16 protein-coding genes are annotated in these 18,709 nt (G+C 40.8%); 15 read left to right on the top strand and 1 reads right to left on the bottom strand.

The window, feature by feature from the left end:
- Positions 1 to 225: 225 nt before the first annotated feature.
- From tig to MHI58_RS13355, 8 genes are all read left to right on the top strand, one after another.
- Positions 226 to 1,500 carry a trigger factor gene (gene tig, locus MHI58_RS13390; RefSeq protein ID WP_017358146.1) on the top strand — a complete coding sequence of 425 codons (1,275 nt, stop codon included), beginning with the start codon at positions 226 to 228 and terminating at the stop codon, positions 1,498 to 1,500.
- A gap of 251 nt (positions 1,501 to 1,751) precedes the next feature.
- Positions 1,752 to 3,017: an ATP-dependent protease ATP-binding subunit ClpX gene (gene clpX, locus MHI58_RS13385; protein ID WP_007501568.1), complete on the top strand. Its 1,266-nt coding sequence runs from the start codon at positions 1,752 to 1,754 to the stop codon at positions 3,015 to 3,017.
- Between the two features lie 139 nt (positions 3,018 to 3,156).
- Entirely contained in the window at positions 3,157 to 4,818 is a 1,662-nt protein-coding gene (lonB, locus tag MHI58_RS13380; RefSeq protein ID WP_007501566.1) for an ATP-dependent protease LonB, read from the top strand.
- Positions 4,819 to 4,989: 171 nt separating this feature from the next.
- Positions 4,990 to 7,314, top strand: a complete 2,325-nt coding sequence (lon, locus tag MHI58_RS13375; RefSeq protein WP_045034124.1) for an endopeptidase La — start codon at positions 4,990 to 4,992, stop codon at positions 7,312 to 7,314.
- The gene (yihA, locus tag MHI58_RS13370) at positions 7,311 to 7,898 is read left to right on the top strand and encodes a ribosome biogenesis GTP-binding protein YihA/YsxC (RefSeq protein WP_007501562.1); all 588 of its coding nucleotides are present in this window, start codon (positions 7,311 to 7,313) and stop codon (positions 7,896 to 7,898) included. The genes lon and yihA overlap by 4 nt, the downstream gene beginning before the upstream one ends.
- A gap of 238 nt (positions 7,899 to 8,136) precedes the next feature.
- Positions 8,137 to 8,277, top strand: coding sequence for a hypothetical protein (locus tag MHI58_RS13365; protein ID WP_017367733.1), 141 nt, complete (start codon positions 8,137 to 8,139; stop codon positions 8,275 to 8,277).
- 70 nt (positions 8,278 to 8,347) lie between these two features.
- Positions 8,348 to 9,496 (top strand): MFS transporter, encoded by a 1,149-nt coding sequence (locus MHI58_RS13360; protein ID WP_045034123.1) that lies wholly within the window; start codon positions 8,348 to 8,350, stop codon positions 9,494 to 9,496.
- Entirely contained in the window at positions 9,497 to 9,892 is a 396-nt protein-coding gene (locus MHI58_RS13355; RefSeq protein ID WP_041506780.1) for a hypothetical protein, read from the top strand.
- A gap of 225 nt (positions 9,893 to 10,117) precedes the next feature.
- On the opposite strand, the gene MHI58_RS13350 is transcribed toward MHI58_RS13355, so the two are convergent.
- Positions 10,118 to 10,603 (bottom strand): hypothetical protein, encoded by a 486-nt coding sequence (locus MHI58_RS13350; protein ID WP_024718411.1) that lies wholly within the window; start codon positions 10,601 to 10,603, stop codon positions 10,118 to 10,120.
- Between the two features lie 240 nt (positions 10,604 to 10,843).
- On the opposite strand from MHI58_RS13350, the gene hemA reads away from it, so the two are divergent.
- The 7 genes from hemA to MHI58_RS13315 all read left to right on the top strand — a co-directional run bounded on the left by hemA (position 10,844) and on the right by MHI58_RS13315 (position 18,680).
- Complete coding sequence (hemA, locus tag MHI58_RS13345) at positions 10,844 to 12,211, top strand: glutamyl-tRNA reductase (RefSeq protein ID WP_024718410.1); 1,368 nt, start codon at positions 10,844 to 10,846, stop codon at positions 12,209 to 12,211.
- A gap of 7 nt (positions 12,212 to 12,218) precedes the next feature.
- Positions 12,219 to 13,049, top strand: a complete 831-nt coding sequence (locus MHI58_RS13340; protein ID WP_007501558.1) for a cytochrome c biogenesis protein — start codon at positions 12,219 to 12,221, stop codon at positions 13,047 to 13,049.
- 37 nt (positions 13,050 to 13,086) lie between these two features.
- Complete coding sequence (gene hemC, locus MHI58_RS13335) at positions 13,087 to 14,022, top strand: hydroxymethylbilane synthase (RefSeq protein ID WP_024718409.1); 936 nt, start codon at positions 13,087 to 13,089, stop codon at positions 14,020 to 14,022.
- Complete coding sequence (locus tag MHI58_RS13330; RefSeq protein WP_008342826.1) at positions 14,019 to 14,810, top strand: uroporphyrinogen-III synthase; 792 nt, start codon at positions 14,019 to 14,021, stop codon at positions 14,808 to 14,810. Before hemC ends, MHI58_RS13330 begins: the two co-directional genes overlap by 4 nt.
- Positions 14,807 to 15,778 (top strand): porphobilinogen synthase, encoded by a 972-nt coding sequence (gene hemB, locus MHI58_RS13325; protein ID WP_041506784.1) that lies wholly within the window; start codon positions 14,807 to 14,809, stop codon positions 15,776 to 15,778. The genes MHI58_RS13330 and hemB overlap by 4 nt, the downstream gene beginning before the upstream one ends.
- Before the next feature lie 27 nt (positions 15,779 to 15,805).
- Positions 15,806 to 17,098: a glutamate-1-semialdehyde 2,1-aminomutase gene (gene hemL, locus MHI58_RS13320; RefSeq protein WP_039167003.1), complete on the top strand. Its 1,293-nt coding sequence runs from the start codon at positions 15,806 to 15,808 to the stop codon at positions 17,096 to 17,098.
- A gap of 331 nt (positions 17,099 to 17,429) precedes the next feature.
- On the top strand, positions 17,430 to 18,680 hold the full coding sequence (locus MHI58_RS13315; protein WP_045034122.1) for a LysM peptidoglycan-binding domain-containing protein: 1,251 nt from the start codon (positions 17,430 to 17,432) through the stop codon (positions 18,678 to 18,680).
- Positions 18,681 to 18,709: the final 29 nt, after the last annotated feature.

The following is an 18,709-nucleotide window of genomic DNA, read 5'->3' as shown; positions in this document are numbered from 1 at the left end:
GAAAGACGGACTTGTTATGTTATAATATAATGGTTGTATTTGTGCATATATCGTGCGGTTGTAAGATTCCAACGGTTGAAAGACGTTATGTATAATCAAGTCAAATGTTGTATACATAAGACCGCTTCTTTAGCGGAGTGCGTGGTTTTTGATTGGACGAAGTCTTTATGATGCTTTAGAATGTAACAACGCACAATCTGAATAGATTTTTGGAGGGAAACACACATGTCAGTAAAATGGGAAAAACAAGAAGGTAACGAAGGTGTCTTAACAGTAGAAGTTGACGCTGAAACATTTAACAAAGCACTTGATGATGCATTTAAGAAAGTAGTTAAGCAAGTATCAATCCCTGGATTCCGTAAAGGGAAAGTACCACGTGGTCTTTTCGAGCAGCGTTTTGGAGTAGAATCTCTTTATCAAGATGCACTAGATATTCTTCTTCCAGTTGAATATCCGAAAGCAATCGACGAAGCTGGTATCGAGCCGGTTGACCGCCCTGAAATCGATGTTGAGAAAATCGAAAAAGGCGAAAGCTTAATCTTCACTGCAAAAGTAACAGTGAAGCCAGAAGTGAAACTTGGTGACTACAAAGGTCTTAACGTAGAAAAAGACGACACATCTGTATCTGATGAAGATGTCCAAGAAGAGTTAAAAGCTATGCAAAACCGTCAAGCTGAGCTTGTTGTCAAAGAAGAAGGCGCAATCGAAAACGGCGATACAGTTGTTCTAGATTTCGAAGGATTCGTTGATGGAGAAGCATTCGAAGGCGGAAAAGCTGAGAACTACTCTCTTGAAGTAGGTTCTGGTTCATTCATCCCTGGTTTCGAAGAGCAATTGGTTGGTCTTGAAGCAGGTGCAGAAAAAGACGTTGAAGTGACATTCCCAGAAGAATATCATGCTGAAGACCTTGCGGGTAAACCAGCTGTATTCAAAGTGAAAATTCATGAAATTAAAGCAAAAGAACTTCCAGCACTTGACGATGAGTTCGCTAAAGATGTTGATGAAGAAGTTGAAACGATTGCTGAATTAACTGAAAAAACGAAGAAACGTCTTGAAGAAGCAAAAGAAAACGAAGCAGAAGGCAAACTTCGTGAAGAGCTAGTAGCAAAAGCTTCTGAAAATGCGGAAGTTGACGTTCCTCAAGCGATGGTTGACACTGAGTTAGACCGCATGATGAAAGAATTCGAACAACGTCTTCAAATGCAAGGGATGAACCTTGAGCTTTACTTCCAGTTCTCTGGACAAGATGAAGATGCGCTAAAAGAGCAAATGAAAGAAGATGCTGCTAAACGCGTAAAATCTAATCTTACTCTTGAAGCAATTGCTGCTGCAGAAGACCTACAAGTGTCTGATGAAGAAGTGGAAGAAGAACTTTCAAAAATGGCTGAAGCATACAACATGCCAGTTGAAAATATCAAACAAGCGATCGGTTCTACTGAAGCAATGAAAGAAGATTTAAAAGTTCGTAAAGCAATTGATTTTCTTGTAGAAAACCGTTAATATGGTGCATAATAATAAAACAGGGCGCGAGTGACTCGTGCCTTGTTTTGTACAATTTTTGACTTATCATCGCATCTTTTGGAAACGATAGTGTAAGTCGCATCTTTCTGTCATACATATCTCAATGTGCAGTGTTACAAACACATCATTACCGTCTTTTAGGAAAGTATGGTAAAATGCATACATACTGGACCCAGAAGGGTAGCTGACTGTTAGCTACAGGCAAGTGAAGAAGAATAAGGGGTGAAAGAATGTTTAAATTCAACGAGGAAAAAGGTCAATTAAAATGCTCGTTTTGCGGAAAAACGCAAGATCAAGTGCGTAAACTGGTCGCAGGACCTGGCGTATATATATGTGATGAATGTATCGAGCTTTGCACGGAAATAGTTGAAGAAGAGCTCGGTACTGAGGAAGAAGTTGAATTCAAGGATGTTCCGAAACCTCATGAAATCCGGGAGATTCTTGATGAATATGTCATCGGACAAGAGAATGCGAAGAAATCCTTAGCTGTAGCGGTTTATAACCATTACAAGCGGATTAATTCCAACAGTAAGATTGATGATGTTGAGCTTTCGAAAAGTAACATTTCTATGATTGGACCTACAGGAAGCGGTAAAACATTACTTGCTCAAACACTTGCACGTATTTTAAATGTTCCATTTGCGATTGCAGATGCGACGTCTTTAACAGAAGCAGGTTACGTTGGGGAAGACGTAGAGAATATTTTACTAAAGCTGATCCAAGCAGCAGATTATGATGTAGAAAAAGCTGAAAAAGGCATTATCTACATCGATGAGATCGATAAAGTAGCAAGAAAATCAGAAAACCCTTCTATCACCCGTGATGTATCTGGGGAAGGTGTACAGCAAGCCCTTTTGAAAATTCTTGAAGGAACAGTCGCTAGTGTACCGCCTCAAGGTGGACGTAAGCATCCTCATCAAGAATTCATTCAGATTGATACAACAAATATCCTCTTCATTTGTGGTGGAGCCTTTGACGGCATTGAGCAAATTATCAAACGCCGCCTAGGTCAAAAAGTGATTGGATTCGGTGCGGAAAATAAAATTGAAGATCTTGAAAAAGAAGTCCTTCTATCAAAAGTTCTGCCAGAAGACTTACTTCGCTTCGGTTTAATCCCAGAATTCATCGGTCGTCTTCCGGTTATTGCAAGCCTAGAGCCGTTAGATGAAAAAGCACTTGTAGAAATCTTGACGAAGCCTAAAAATGCGCTCGTTAAGCAATATACAAAAATGCTTGAGCTTGATGATGTTGAACTTGAGTTTGAAGAAGATGCTCTTAGCGAAATTGCGAAAAAAGCAATTGAGCGTAAAACAGGAGCTCGTGGTCTTCGCTCCATCATTGAAGGCATCATGCTTGATGTGATGTTTGATCTTCCATCTCGTGATGATATTGAGAAATGTGTCATTACTGGTGCAACGGTTGCTGATGGTGAGCCGCCTCGTCTTGTCTTAAAAGACGGTACAGTCGTGAATAAAGATACAAAAACATCAGCATAAGCCCATTTGAATGACTCCTGAATCTTTTGATTCAGGAGTTTTTTATTTATCGTGGAAGTTGTGTTTATTCCGTCCAGCTCTAGGAAATACTAGCAGACAGAAACCAATACATAACGATAGATGAAGGAGGGAGCACCGATTGAGCTGGACAGGAATCGTATTATTCATACAACTGTTCTTTGGTATCGTCATCGGGTTGTACTTTTGGAACTTACTTAAAAATCAGCGCACACAAAAGGTGACGATCGATAAAGAATCAAAGAAAGAAATGGAAGCACTCAGAAAGATGCGATCCATTAAACTGAGTGAACCTTTATCAGAGAGAGTCCGGCCAAAGGGGTTTCAAGATATTGTAGGGCAGGAAGACGGTATACGTGCACTTAAAGCTGCCCTGTGTGGACCGAACCCGCAACATGTCATCGTCTACGGGCCGCCTGGTGTTGGAAAAACAGCTGCTGCCCGTCTAGTGATGGAAGAGGCGAAGCGTCACGCTGATTCACCATTTAAAAAAGATGCAGTATTTGTTGAGCTTGATGCCACAACGGCAAGATTTGATGAACGAGGCATCGCAGACCCCTTGATTGGTTCCGTACATGATCCCATTTATCAAGGAGCAGGAGCCATGGGACAGGCAGGCATTCCGCAGCCGAAACAAGGAGCCGTCACACATGCTCATGGGGGCGTTCTCTTTATCGATGAAATTGGAGAACTGCATCCGATTCAAATGAACAAAATGCTCAAAGTGCTAGAAGATCGAAAAGTGTTTTTAGACAGTGCTTATTACAGTGAAGAAAATACGCAGATCCCGAATCACATCCATGATATTTTTCAAAATGGGTTGCCCGCTGATTTTCGATTGATTGGTGCCACGACAAGAACACCGGACGAAATTCCGCCGGCTATTCGATCAAGATGTTTGGAGATTTTCTTCAAGGATTTGGATCAGCATGAGCTGAAAATTGTTGCAGCTAAAGCAGTCGAGAAAATACAGAAGGAATTAAGTGATGAAGGACTGAACTTGTTAACATCCTATGTGAAAAATGGACGTGAAGCGGTCAACATGGTACAGATTGCCGCAGGTATGGCTGTCACTGAAAACCGAAAGGATATTACGATTGCCGATGTAGAATGGGTCATTCATTCAAGCCAGCTGACACCAAGATATGAACAAAAAGTACCGGAAAAGCCAAAGGTAGGAGTAGTAAATGGTCTTGCCGTGTATGGACCGAACAGCGGGGCTCTGCTTGAAATTGAAGTGAACATTTGTAAAGCGCTTGAAAAAGGCAGTATCAATATTACTGGTATTGCGGAAGAAGAAAGCATCGGCAATCAGTCGAAATCGATCAGACGGAAAAGTATGGCGAAGGGCTCAGTTGAAAATGTCTTAACCGTGCTTCGAAACTTAGGCATACGAACAAATGAATATGATATCCACATTAATTTTCCGGCTGGTGCCCCGATTGATGGGCCGTCTGCTGGAATTGCGATGGCCACAGCCATTTTCTCAGCCATTCATCAAATCCCGATTGATCATTTAACGGCGATGACCGGTGAGATTGGATTACAAGGTCAGGTGAAGCCGATCGGCGGTGTCATACCAAAAATCAAGGCAGCCAAACAAGCGGGTGTCAAAACAGTGATCATCCCTTATGACAATCAGCAGTCGATCTTAAAAGAGATTGAAGGGGTTACGATTGTGCCTGTGAAGCACTTCCAAGAAGTGCTGGATCAGTGTTTGGTCAATCCGCCAGATGAGAAGAAAGATGGACTAGAAGAAGAAATGAAAAGGAAATCTGTTTAATCCCCATCTCATATGGGGATTTTTTAGTGAAATAGATCTTTTTTTCTTTTTCAAGATAAAAAGAAAGGGTATACTACGGTAAGATCATCATTTCTCAAGTCTTTTACATTGTACAAGACTGAAACAGGTATATTATAATGATTCATACTAGTGACGGAGGTGTCTATCAACATGGCAGATGAAATCAAAAAGAATGTTCCGCTCCTTCCGCTGCGAGGCTTGCTTGTTTATCCAACAATGGTCTTGCATTTGGACGTTGGGCGCGAAAAGTCTGTTCAAGCATTAGAACAGGCGATGATGAACGATCATATGATTTTTCTAGCAACACAGCGGGAAATTTCAATAGATGAACCAGGTGAAGAGGAAATTTTCAAAGTCGGCACCTACACAAAAATTAAACAAATGCTGAAGCTGCCAAATGGAACGATCCGTGTGCTCGTCGAAGGCTTAAATCGAGCGCAGATCGAATCCTACATGGAGCTAGAAGACTATACGTCAGTCGATATTAAAGAGTTGACAGAAGAAGAATTAAAGGACGCAGAAGCAGAAGCACTCATGCGCACTTTGTTAGATCACTTTGATCAGTACATAAAAATTTCAAAAAAAATCTCAGCTGAAACATATGCAACGGTAACGGATATTGAAGAACCTGGAAGAATGGCGGATATCGTCGCTTCCCACCTTCCTTTGAAATTAAAAGACAAGCAAGAAGTGCTGGAAACAGTCGATGTCAAAAAACGGTTGAATCGGGTCATCAGTCTCATTCACAATGAAAAAGAAGTGCTAGAGATTGAAAAGAAAATTGGCCAGCGTGTCAAACGTTCAATGGAGCGAACGCAAAAAGAATATTATTTGCGCGAACAAATGAAAGCTATTCAAAAAGAGCTTGGAGACAAAGAGGGGAAAACAGGCGAAGTCAGTACGCTTATGGCTAAAATTGAAGAGTCCGGCATGCCAGATTCCGTTCGTGAAACGGCTTTAAAAGAACTGAACCGTTATGAAAAAATCCCTTCAAGCTCTGCTGAGAGTTCTGTCATTCGCAATTATATTGATTGGCTGATCAATCTGCCGTGGGGCACTTATACAGAAGATCGTCTAGATTTAAAGCTTGCAAGCGAAATTTTAGATGACGAGCACCACGGGCTTGAAAAAGTAAAAGAGCGGGTACTCGAATATCTTGCTGTTCAGAAACTGACAAATTCATTAAAGGGACCGATTCTTTGCTTAGCAGGACCTCCTGGGGTAGGGAAGACGTCACTTGCTAAATCCATTGCCAAATCACTCGATCGAAAGTTTATCCGTATCTCTCTTGGCGGTGTACGTGATGAATCTGAGATCCGTGGTCATCGAAGAACTTATGTAGGTGCGATGCCGGGCCGTATCATTCGCGGGATGAGCAAGGCGGGCACGATGAATCCGGTCTTTCTTTTAGATGAAATTGATAAAATGTCTTCTGACTTTAGAGGAGATCCGTCTTCTGCGATGCTTGAAGTGTTAGATCCAGAGCAAAATCATAACTTTAGCGATCATTATATTGAAGAGACATTTGATTTGTCTCAAGTCTTATTTATCGCAACTGCCAACAATTTAGCAACCATTCCAGGTCCACTTCGTGATAGAATGGAGATTATCACGATTGCAGGGTATACGGAAGTTGAAAAAGCAGAAATTGTGAAAGATCACCTTCTGCCGAAGCAGCTAAAGGAGCACGGATTAAAGAAAGGGAACTTGCAGCTTCGTGAAGCAGCGATTTACGATATGATTCGCTATTACACGAGAGAAGCAGGAGTCCGCGGGTTAGAGCGTCAGCTTGCGGCGATTTGCCGAAAAGCGGCAAGAGCAATTGTGGCTGAAGACCGCAAACGCATCATAGTGACGGAAAAGAACTTATCTGAATTCCTCGGAAAAAGACTTTACCGTTATGGTCAGGCGGAAACGACAGATCAGATCGGCGTTGTCACAGGCCTTGCATATACCACAGTTGGCGGAGACACTTTGTCCATCGAGGTCTCACTCTCGCCGGGTAAAGGCAAGCTTTTGCTAACAGGTAAGCTCGGTGATGTCATGAGAGAATCTGCGCAGGCGGCATTCAGTTATGTTCGTTCAAAAGCAGATGAACTGAACATTGATCCTCAATTTAATGAAAAGCACGATATTCACATCCATGTTCCAGAGGGTGCGGTTCCAAAGGACGGGCCATCAGCTGGTATTACCATTGCGACGGCTCTTGTATCAGCACTCACAGGACGTCCTGTTTCAAAAGAGGTTGGCATGACAGGAGAAATTACGTTAAGAGGAAGAGTGCTTCCGATTGGCGGATTAAAAGAAAAAGCATTAGGCGCACATCGTGCAGGACTGAAAACGATTATTCTTCCAAAGGACAATGAGAAGGATATTGATGATATTCCTGAAAGTGTGAGAGACGGATTAACTTTTATTCCGGTTTCACATTTAGATGAGGTGCTTGAGAAAGCGTTAGTAGGAGAGGGAAGATGAAAGTAACAAAATCAGATATCGTCATTAGTGCGGTGAAACCAGAGCAGTACCCGAGCGGGGGACTGCCTGAGATCGCACTTGCTGGACGATCAAATGTTGGAAAGTCCTCGTTCATTAACTCATTGATTAATCGGAAAAATTTAGCGCGTACGTCTTCTAAACCAGGAAAGACCCAGACGCTTAATTTTTACATTATTAATGATATGCTCCATTTTGTGGACGTCCCAGGTTATGGCTTTGCAAAAGTATCAAAAACAGAGCGCGAAGCATGGGGGAGAATGATCGAAACGTATATTACAATGCGTGAAGAGTTAAAAGCAGTCGTCCAAATTGTGGATCTGCGTCATAAGCCATCCGCAGATGATGTGAACATGTATGAATTCCTTAAATACTATGGAGTTCCTGTGATCATTATTGCGACAAAGGCCGATAAAATTCCAAAAGGCAAATGGGAAAAGCATGCGAAAGTCGTCAAACAGACACTCGACATCGACCCATCAGATGAATTAATCCTTTTCTCTTCTGAAACAAAAAAGGGAAAAGATGAAGCCTGGAATGCGATCCTTGCGAAGATTAACAGCTAAGAAGATAATAAAAAGTTGTAAGAAAACATTTGTTTTCTTACAACTTTTTTTCATATGGTGAGAAAAACGTAGAACTTGAAGGAAAGCGATTAAGTTTAAATTCGTTCTGTTTCTAGAAATTATTGAATGCCGAAAGTTTATTTAAATAGATGTTAAATTATAATTAATTTCCATATTTACAAATAAAATCAATTGCAGTAATATGATATTGAAAATATTTCAGATAGGAGTGGTAATAATGAAATTAAAAGCAAGAACTTGTTACAATTACTCACTAAATGAAATGAAGGAAAAACAATCAAAACTGAAAGCGAGAACATGCTATAATTACTCGCTAAATGAAATGAAAGAAATGCAAAAGGAATTAAAGAAAAAGTAAGAGAGTATGATGAGAAACAGAGGTTTTTTAGAATCTCTGTTTCTTAACACTTAAATAAGGAATAGTGTACATGAATATTAGTAGAGTGAGTACATTAGTTTATTTGGATACTATGATTGTTTTCATAGGGGCACTAGTTTGGACTGGATTGCCTCTTTATTTCTTTGAGATGACTGGTTCATATTTTTATGCAGGCAGTATGTATCTGATTGGTGGCTTTTCGTTTATTTTAAGTAATATTGTGAGCAACTATTTATTTAAAATTTTATCTAAATACACGGCAAAATTTTTCATCACCACATTGTCTATCCTAACCCTTGCTTCGTTTTTTGCTTTAAACAATCAATTATTTAATCTAATGTTTTTTTTAATGCTTGCTTTTCAATTTTTTATAAATGGCTTATCGTTTATTTTAGAATCGGGATTTAACATGTTTTTATCCAATCAACCCCATAAAGATATTGCATATCGTAATATGTTTTTACTCTCAGCTAAAACAATTGGTTTCTTTAGTGGGCCAATTTTGTTTATATTCTTTGGATCAGAAATGTATCTTGTTTTTCTGCTCTTTTTTATTGGTTTGTTGGTTTATGAGTATTTGTATCCAATTGTTGCCCAGTTGAAAATCGAAAGTATATCTTTCGCGAATGTTGAAATATTTAAAAAAGTACCAAAGAGTTATTTGTTCATCATGTTTATTGATGGGATGTTTTTACCTGTAGTAATGAATTATTCGTTTATTATTCTGAAAGAAACGTTTTCAGCAAGTGATCTTACTGTATCATTATTTTGGCTAATTGGCGGAGTATCGGTTTTACTAGGAAATTTATTGATCCGAAGAATGGATATACAAAAAATACATTCGAAAGTCTATCTTATAACGATATATCTCACGTTTGGGTTAATTCTAATGATTTTAGCGCCTAATAGTTCACTGTTTTTAATTGGTTTTTTTATTTTGACACTCATTAACCCGTTGTTTATGAGCTTAATCAAAGCATCTTTTTTAGTTTTTTTTGATCCTCACTATAGAAGTATGGCACTTGCAGGTATGAATACATTGAATCAGCTAGGAACGATATTAATCATAACAGTGATTACATTCATGTTGGAAAGTTCGAAATTTTTCAATATTGCTTACATCATTCCATTATGTCTTTGTATAGGAATCATTCGATTTTTGATTCTAAAAAATATTTTAAAAAGGGGAATTCAATGAATGGATAAAGTGAGTTATCCTGACTTTTCGGTGGACTTAGTAGAAGCATGTTTGAAGTTTGGTTACTATTTTGAAGGAATGGATAAAGAGAATGTCACTCGATTAGTAGATCAATACAAAAAATTTTGGTTCCTGATCAAAAAATATCCCGATTGTTCTTTTGCCCCAAATACTGAAATTGATGAGGTTTGGCATTTACATATGCTGTTACCACAAAACTATTATTACGATTGTATGTCGTATTTCGGCGTTATTTTAGCTCATGATGCTGGATTTGGGAATCAAGCTGATGAAGTGGATATACTAAATGAAATGTTTGATAGCGGAAATGATTTATGGGAAAAAGAATTTGGATTTAGATTACCTGATGAAAATGAACTTGAGACGAAACCATAAAAATGATAATAATTGCTTGACAGTGACACTGATATCAATTTAATGATACTTGACATAAGGGGAAAAAAACAAAACCGCCTTACCCGCAAAATGTTGCTACACAAGCAACTGCAGATAAGGCGGTTATTGTCGTCTATATCAGTTAAACTGGATCTTATTCTTCTCGTAAGATGTGTATTATAAAACATCCAATTGATGGCTTATCAAACAATTATATTGTATAAGTTATTTCCTTTTTAAAAATAATAAGAGGAGACTGACGGCAATCAATACATATGGCCAGTACAATTCAAAACCGGAAGTAGGGATCGAAAGTGTGCTAAGTTGCTTTGTAATTTGTTGAAAGAAATAAAGGAATAGACCGAGTGCAATGAGAACAACACTTTCTATTCGATATTCCTTTTTCTGTGATGATTTCATCAAAAGTGCGAGGCCGACGATGAACACAATCATCGTAAATGTATCTGGCCAGTGTTCTAATTTCGGCTGAAGGATAAAGTGTAGCGCAAGGCCTGTCATGAGCATACCGATAAACACATGAGAGGTTTCCTGCTCCTTCTTTCCTTGATATAAGAAAGCAAGGCCAAAAAGCAGTACAAGTGTATACCATTTCTCCTGATCTTTCCAAATGTCAAATTGATCTCCTGAGAGAATGGCATAAAGCGCTACAGCCAGCAAAGTGAGCGGCAGCAAAATAGATTTCTTCTTCAAAGATGTCACCTTCTTATAAGCAGATCATTTGTCCGCACGCGCCAAATCTGATAAATTGCTTGAAGTGATGATATGGCATTCGATGTCGAACATTTTTCTACTATATCACAACATTTTTGAAATCTGTTCACAATTTTTATCCAGTTAAAAATGAATATATGTTATAATCATTATAAATAATAAATTCTATATTGTAATTATTATAAATTAGACAGGGCGTTGGGGGTGCAAGCTGAAGTTATGCATATTCTTGTTGTGGGTTTAGATTATAAAACAGCCCCTGTTGAGATACGGGAACAGCTGAGCTTTGAACCGAGCGAGCTCGGAACAGCGATGTCCAAGCTTAAAGAAGAAAAAAGCATTCTAGAGAATATCGTCATCTCAACATGTAATCGAACAGAGATCTACGCAGTTGTAGATCAGCTTCATACTGGTCGGTTTTATATAAAAAGATTTTTAGCAGATTGGTTCGGTTTAGAAAAAGAAGATGTCTCTCCATATTTGAAGTTTTATGAAAATGATGGAGCGGTTGAGCATTTATTCCGAGTTGCCTGTGGACTTGATTCTATGGTCATTGGTGAAACACAAATACTCGGTCAAGTGCGCTCAAGCTTTAAAGTCGCTCAAGAGGAGAAGACCATTGGTACCGTTTTCAATTATTTGTTTAAGCAGGCGGTAACAGTTGCGAAGCGCTCTCATGCGGAAACAGATATTGCGTCTAATGCTGTATCTGTCAGCTATGCGGCAGTGGAACTTGCCAAAAAAATCTTTGGACGTCTTTCTGATAAGCATGTCCTTATTCTTGGTGCGGGTAAAATGGGCGAGCTGGCGGCTCAAAACCTTCAAGGTCAAGGGATTGGCCAGGTAACAGTCATCAATCGAACGTTTGAAAAGGCCAAAGAACTGGCCGGCCGTTTTTCAGGAGAGCCTAAGAGCTTGAATCAATTAGAAAAAACTTTATCTGAAGCGGATATTTTAATTAGCTCTACTGGGGCTAAACAATTTGTGATCACAAAGGAAATGGTCGAAAAAGCGAACAAACAGAGAAAAGGCAGACCTCTATTCATGGTGGATATTGCAGTACCACGTGATTTAGATCCAGCTATTTCTGAAGTAGAAGGTGCTTTTTTGTATGACATTGATGACCTTGAGGGCATTGTGGCAGCTAACCTGAAAGAGCGCCGTGCAGTAGCTGAAGAGGTGGAGCTTCTCATCGAAGCTGAAATTGTGGAATTTAAGCAATGGCTTAATACACTCGGAGTGGTTCCTGTGATTTCTGCTTTAAGAGAAAAAGCACTCTCGATTCAAGCGGATACGATGCAAAGCATCGAACGAAAGCTTCCAAACCTCACAAATCGTGAAATGAAGCTGTTAAATAAACATACGAAAAGCATCATCAATCAAATGCTGAAAGATCCTATCTTAAAGGCCAAAGAAATTGCCGGGGAGCCGAATGCAGAGGAAAAACTTTTACTCTTTAAAGAAATCTTTGATTTACAGGTTGAAGATGAAGAGCAAAAGGCAGAGCCGATGCAGGTGGAGCAAGGGGCATTTCAGCTGTTTAAAACAAATATGGCACAAGGCCTTGCTACAGTTGCCAGTGAGTGATTAAGCGATGATGGAATCCATTGTAGCGAGACTAGGCGAAGCGACGACCTTGATCTATGCACTCAGTGTCTTGTTCTATTTCATAGATTTTCTTCAACACAACCGGAAGGCTGGAAAAATGGCTTTCTGGTTGCTTTCTATTGTCTGGCTGCTGCAAACAGTCTACATGTTTTATATTATGATGGAAACAGACCGATTCCCTGTGTTGAATGTAGCAGAGGGGTTATATTTTTATACGTGGGTGCTTGTGACATTGTCACTTGTTTTGACAAAAGTATTACGCGTTGAATTTATTGTCTTTTTTACAAATGTGATTGGTTTTTCCATGATGGCGATTCACACCTTTACACCATCCGATCTTCATTCTGCCGAACTGACGGGAAAGCTGACGAGTGAGCTGCTCGTCATTCATATTACGATGGCCATTTTATCATACGGCGCTTTTTCACTTTCATTTGCTTTTTCACTACTCTACCTATTTCAATATCGTTTGCTGAAAAAGAAAAAATGGGGAAAATGGCTTTTGAGAATTGAAGACTTATCAAAGCTTGATCACATGGCGTATGTCTTAAATATTATTGGCGTGCCGATGCTCTTGCTTAGTTTAATTCTTGGCATTATATGGGCATATATTTCGTATGATACGTTGTACTGGACAGATGCAAAGGTGCTCGGTTCGTTTATTATGCTGTTTTTATACGGCTTTTACTTATACATTAGACTGGTGAGAAATATGCAGGGCAAAATTGTGGCGCGATGGAATGTCGCTTCATTTCTTGTGCTGATGATCAATTATTTTCTGCTTGGTAGCTTATCAACCTTTCATTGGTTTCAATAATGATGAGTCTTAAGGGCATTGTCGGGAGGAAGACGTAATGCGTACAATTAAAGTAGGTTCTAGACGAAGCAAACTTGCGATTACACAAACAAAATGGGTCATTCAAAAGTTGTCTGAACTAAACCCTTCTTATTCTTTTGAAATTAAAGAGATTGTGACAAAGGGTGATCAAATTTTAGATGTGACCTTATCAAAGGTTGGCGGAAAAGGTCTGTTTGTTAAAGAGATTGAACAGGCAATGCTGAACCATGACATTGACATGGCGGTACACAGCATGAAAGATATGCCGGCCTCTCTTCCGGAAGGTTTAGTCATCGGCTGTATTCCTGAGCGTGAAGATGTGCGGGATGCATTGATTTCAAAGGATCATCTCCGTCTTCATGAACTGCCAAAGGGAGCGGTTGTGGGAACGAGCAGCTTACGGCGCAGTGCCCAGCTTCTTCAGGAGAGACCAGATCTTGAGATTAAATGGATCCGTGGAAACATTGATACGAGACTTGAAAAACTGAAAAATGAAGAATATGATGCGATTATTCTAGCGGCTGCCGGATTGTCTAGAATGGGCTGGAGTCAAGAAGTCGTGTCGGAATTTTTATCTCCTGATACTTGCCTTCCTGCTGTAGGGCAGGGCGCATTGTCGATAGAATGCCGGGGAGATGACGAAGAGCTCTTGCAGCTGTTAGCTCAATTCACAAATGAGTATACAAAGAAAACGGTCCTTGCTGAAAGAGCCTTCCTTCAACAAATGGATGGAAGCTGTCAAGTGCCGATCGCTGGTTACGCAACGATGAATGAGCGTGATGAAATTGAATTGACAGGTCTTGTGGCATCTGCGGATGGGCATACGATTATTCGAGAAACCGTAACAGGTACTGACCCTGAGGCAATTGGAACAGCATGTGCGAAGCAGATGGCTGATAAGGGAGCAAAGGATTTGATCGACAAGGTGAAAAAGGATCTGTCTTCCCAATGACGATAGCCAAATCGCTTTACGGACAGACGGTGCTTGTCACTCGAAATGAACGTCAAGCGGGTGCGTTTCAGCAGAAAATTGAAGCGCTGAACGGCCATGCTGTTTTAACCTCTCTTATCAGGTTTGAGCCAACGCTGACAAAAGAAAAAGCGAAGGCATTTTTAGAAGATTTAGAAGCAAGCCATTGGCTTGTGTTTACAAGTGTAAATGGTGCGTCTTTTTTTCTTAGTTATATAGAGAAGCATCAATTACATCAAAGCTTATCCCACTTGAAAGTGGCGGCTGTAGGTGAAAAAACATCTGCCTATCTAATGCAGCACGGCTTAAAAGTGGATGTGGTTCCAGAGCGATTTATAGCAGAAGAACTGGCAGATGCTTTAATTGAACATGTACACCCAGAAGAATGTGTCTTTGTAGCAAAAGGCCACCTGTCACGAGATGTGGTGAAGAATACCCTCGTTCCGCTTGGCATTGACGTAAAAGAGTGGATTATATATGAAACAGTGAAGGATGAGGACGGAATTATCGCACTCAAGTCGGCAATGATGGAGCAATCATTTGATTTTATTACATTTACAAGCTCCTCCACTGTTCATTCTTTTATGCACGCCATGGAGGCTGATATCGATAGATTAGCTGCATCAGACACATGTTTTGTGAGCATCGGTCCTCTTACACAAGAGGCACTGCTTCAATACGGGATTTCTTCTGAAACCCCAGATACTTATACGATAGACGGGATGCTTGATTTGATGTGCCGTTTATCTGAAAGGAAGTTGAACCAATGATGAAATTTAACAGACACCGCAGATTGCGTACAAGCGCAGGAATGAGAGAATTGGTGAGAGAAACATTTTTAAGACCCTCTGATTTCATTTATCCCATCTTTTTTGTAGAGGGAGAGAATGTCCGAAAAGAAGTCCCTTCAATGCCGGGTGTCTATCACATTTCAGTTGATCTTGTGAAAGAAGAAGTCCAAGAGCTTGTTGACCTTGGGATTAAATCTATCATTGTTTTTGGGGTGCCAGACCATAAAGACCATGTAGGCAGTGAAGCTTATCACGATCATGGGATTGTTCAAAGAGCAACGCTTGAAATCAAAAAGCATTTCCCTGAGCTTGTGGTCATTGCTGATACTTGCTTATGTCAATATACAGATCACGGACATTGCGGAATCGTTGAAGATGGAGAAATTTTAAATGATGAATCTCTTCAGCTCTTAGCGAAAACCGCTGTCAGTCAGGCTCGTGCAGGTGCAGATATCATTGCTCCATCAAACATGATGGATGGCTTTGTTATCGCAATTCGTGAGTCGCTTGATGAGGCCGGCTTTGTTCATGTGCCTGTGATGTCATATGCTGTGAAATATGCAAGTGCTTTTTACGGTCCGTTTCGTGATGCGGCGCATAGCACACCGCAGTTTGGAGATCGTAAAACGTATCAAATGGACCCTGCAAACCGCTTAGAAGCACTGAGAGAAGCGCAGTCTGATGTAGAAGAAGGCGCTGACTTCCTGATCGTGAAGCCGTCACTTTCATACTTAGATATCATGCGTGATGTGAAAAATGAATTTACACTTCCTGTTGTTGCGTACAATGTGAGCGGAGAGTATGCAATGGTGAAAGCAGCAGCTCAAAATGGCTGGATTTCTGAAAAAGAGCTTGTTCTTGAAATGCTGACTAGCATGAAACGTGCGGGCGCAGAATTAATCATTACGTATCATGCAAAAGATGCAGCGAAATGGCTCTCAGAATAAAGAACGGATAGACAGGAGGACATTGAAATGGGACGTAGCTATGAAAAGTCAAAGCAAGCATTTAAAGAAGCGCAGCAGTTAATGCCGGGTGGTGTGAACAGCCCTGTGCGCGCATTTAAATCAGTCAATACAGACCCGATTTTTATGGAACGAGGCAAAGGCGCAAAAATATACGATATTGACGGAAATGAATATATTGATTATGTCTTATCGTGGGGACCGCTTATTTTAGGGCATACGAATGACCGTGTGGTTGAAAGCATTCAGCGAGTAGCTGAACATGGTACAAGCTTCGGTGCTTCTACTTTAGTTGAAAATGAATTAGCTAAGCTTGTATCAGAACGAGTTCCTTCTATTGAGGTCATTCGTATGGTCAGCTCTGGAACAGAGGCGACGATGAGTGCGCTTCGTCTAGCACGTGGTTTTACCGGCAGAAACAAAATTGTGAAATTTGAAGGCTGTTATCATGGCCACGGTGATTCTTTGCTCATTAAAGCTGGTTCGGGTGTGGCGACGCTTGGGCTTCCGGATAGCCCTGGTGTCCCTGAAGGTACAGCAAGCAATACGATCACCGTTCCATACAATGATTTAGAAAGCATCAAAGTTGCTTTTCAAGAATTTGGAGACGACATTGCAGGTGTCATTGTAGAACCAGTTGCAGGAAATATGGGGGTTGTCCCTCCGCAAGAAGGTTTCTTGCAAGGATTGAGAGACATCACTGAGCAATATGGCTCTTTACTCATTTTTGATGAGGTCATGACAGGCTTCCGTGTGGATTATCATTGTGCACAAGGCTATTTTGGCATTACGCCTGATCTGACATGTCTTGGTAAAGTCATCGGAGGCGGCTTGCCAGTTGGTGCTTATGGCGGTAGAGCGGACATTATGAGACAAATTGCGCCAAGCGGCCCGATTTATCAAGCAGGAACGTTATCCGGTAACCCGCTTGCGATGACAGCAGGTCTTGAAACATTAAAACAGCTGACACCTGAGTCTTATGAAGAGTTTAGACGCAAAGGAGATCGTTTGGAAGAAGGCATTTCAAAAGCGGCGAAAGCACATGGGATTCCATTAACATTTAACCGTGCCGGTTCCATGATCGGATTCTTCTTTACAAACGAACAAGTCGTCAATTACGATACAGCGAAAACAGCTGACCTCGCTTTATTCGCTGAATTCTACAAGGAAATGGCTGATCACGGCATCTTCCTTCCACCTTCACAATTCGAAGGGCTGTTCCTCTCAACTGCTCATACGGATGAAGACATCGAGTATACAATTGAGACAGTTGAAAAGGTATTTCAAAAATTAGCTCAGTAACCAAAAGCCGATATGGAGACATATCGGCTTAGATCGTTGACAAAGGGTTAAAATGAACTTTATTTTAGCCCTTTGTCTTCTTTTCAGCGTGAAAGAAAACCTTTGCAGTCTAGGAAGGACGAGTACTGGAGCGGAGCGAATTTGACATTCGTGAGCACCAGCGCACAGGACTGACACCGAATGCGAGGGTTTGTCTACACGCTGAGCCGATATGGAGACATATCGGCTTTTTGCTTTGCATAAAACCAATCATATTTTCACTGCCTCCTTCATACACCTGTATTGACATCTAATTTTATTTTGAAGGATTAGATGAAAGGAGGACACCGACTTGTCTCAAAACAATCGATTACAGTTTTCGGTAGAAGAGTCCATTTATTTCAAAAACGGACAGGAAGTCAGTGAGCTACTGTCAATTTCTCTCGATCCTGACATTCTCGTTCAAGAAGTGAATGATTATGTTTCCATTAGAGGTTCACTCGAGCTAACAGGAGAATACAACATAAATCAAGAGGAGCTAATGGGTGAATCCAGTTCCTATGCATCATACAGGCAGGCTGATGAGGTGAAGGTAAGAGAGGACGGAACGGCGGAGCTGCTGCATCAATTTCCGGTGGATATCACGATCCCCAAGAACAAAATTAGTCATTTAAATGATGTATTTGTGTTTATTGATGCATTTGATTACCAGCTGACAGAAAGCCGTTTGCTCACGATTCAGGCTGATTTGGCCATTGAAGGTCTTTTAGATGAAGGAACGCCTGAACCACTTGTAGAAGAGCCATATGAATTTGTCCATCGTGCTGAAGAGGAATATGGCGATGTCACTTATGAATATCAGGCGCAGCCTGAATATGAAGAGCAAGAAATGCTGCCACGTGAAGAGCATAAAGAAAATGCAGAACAGCAGGCCGCTTTGCAACATGAAGCGCGAACTGAACAAGAAGAGGATGAAATAGACATCGAGACGGTGATGGTGGAAGAAGCAGAAGAAGAAGAGGAGGAATACGAGGAAGAAGAAGCCGTGGCGCTTGGGTATCGTTCCTTCCCAGAAGCTCAAGTACAAGAGCCGCCATTCTTTGACCCGCCTAAGCTGCTAGAAGAAGAGGAGCGGGATGATACGTTCTTTGAGGTGGAAGTGAGGAAAGACCCTGAAGCAGAGAGCAAGGAGGAAGAAGAAGCGCCGCCAGCTTATCCAGCCTTTGAATCACCTACTTATCAGATGGAACAGACACAGGAAGAGCGGGATGACAGCTATCAGTTCGAACGATTATATGAACGTGAAGCACCAAAGGTGTATGAATCAGCTCAAGAAGCTGAGGAGTTTGAACATGACCAGAGAGAAGCGTCTGGCAGTGAGAATTCTCTTTATTTAACGAAGCTGTTCGCTAAGCAGGAGGAGGAAGATTTTTCTCGCATGAAAATATGTATAGTTCAGCAAGAAGATACGGTCGATCGTATTTGTGAGCGATATCAGTTGAATGTGCAGCAGCTCCTTCGAACGAATTCATTGTCGGTGGATGCAGAGCTTGAAGAAGGGCAGATTCTTTATATTCCTGAATATCAAAAAAGCAACGCATAGTATGAGATGATGGACCGAGAAAATGTGGT

The organism is Bacillus sp. FSL K6-2869, from assembly GCF_040869405.1.
Taxonomy (GTDB): domain Bacteria; phylum Bacillota; class Bacilli; order Bacillales; family Bacillaceae; genus Bacillus; species Bacillus altitudinis.
This window is presented reverse-complemented; position numbering and strand designations above follow the sequence as displayed.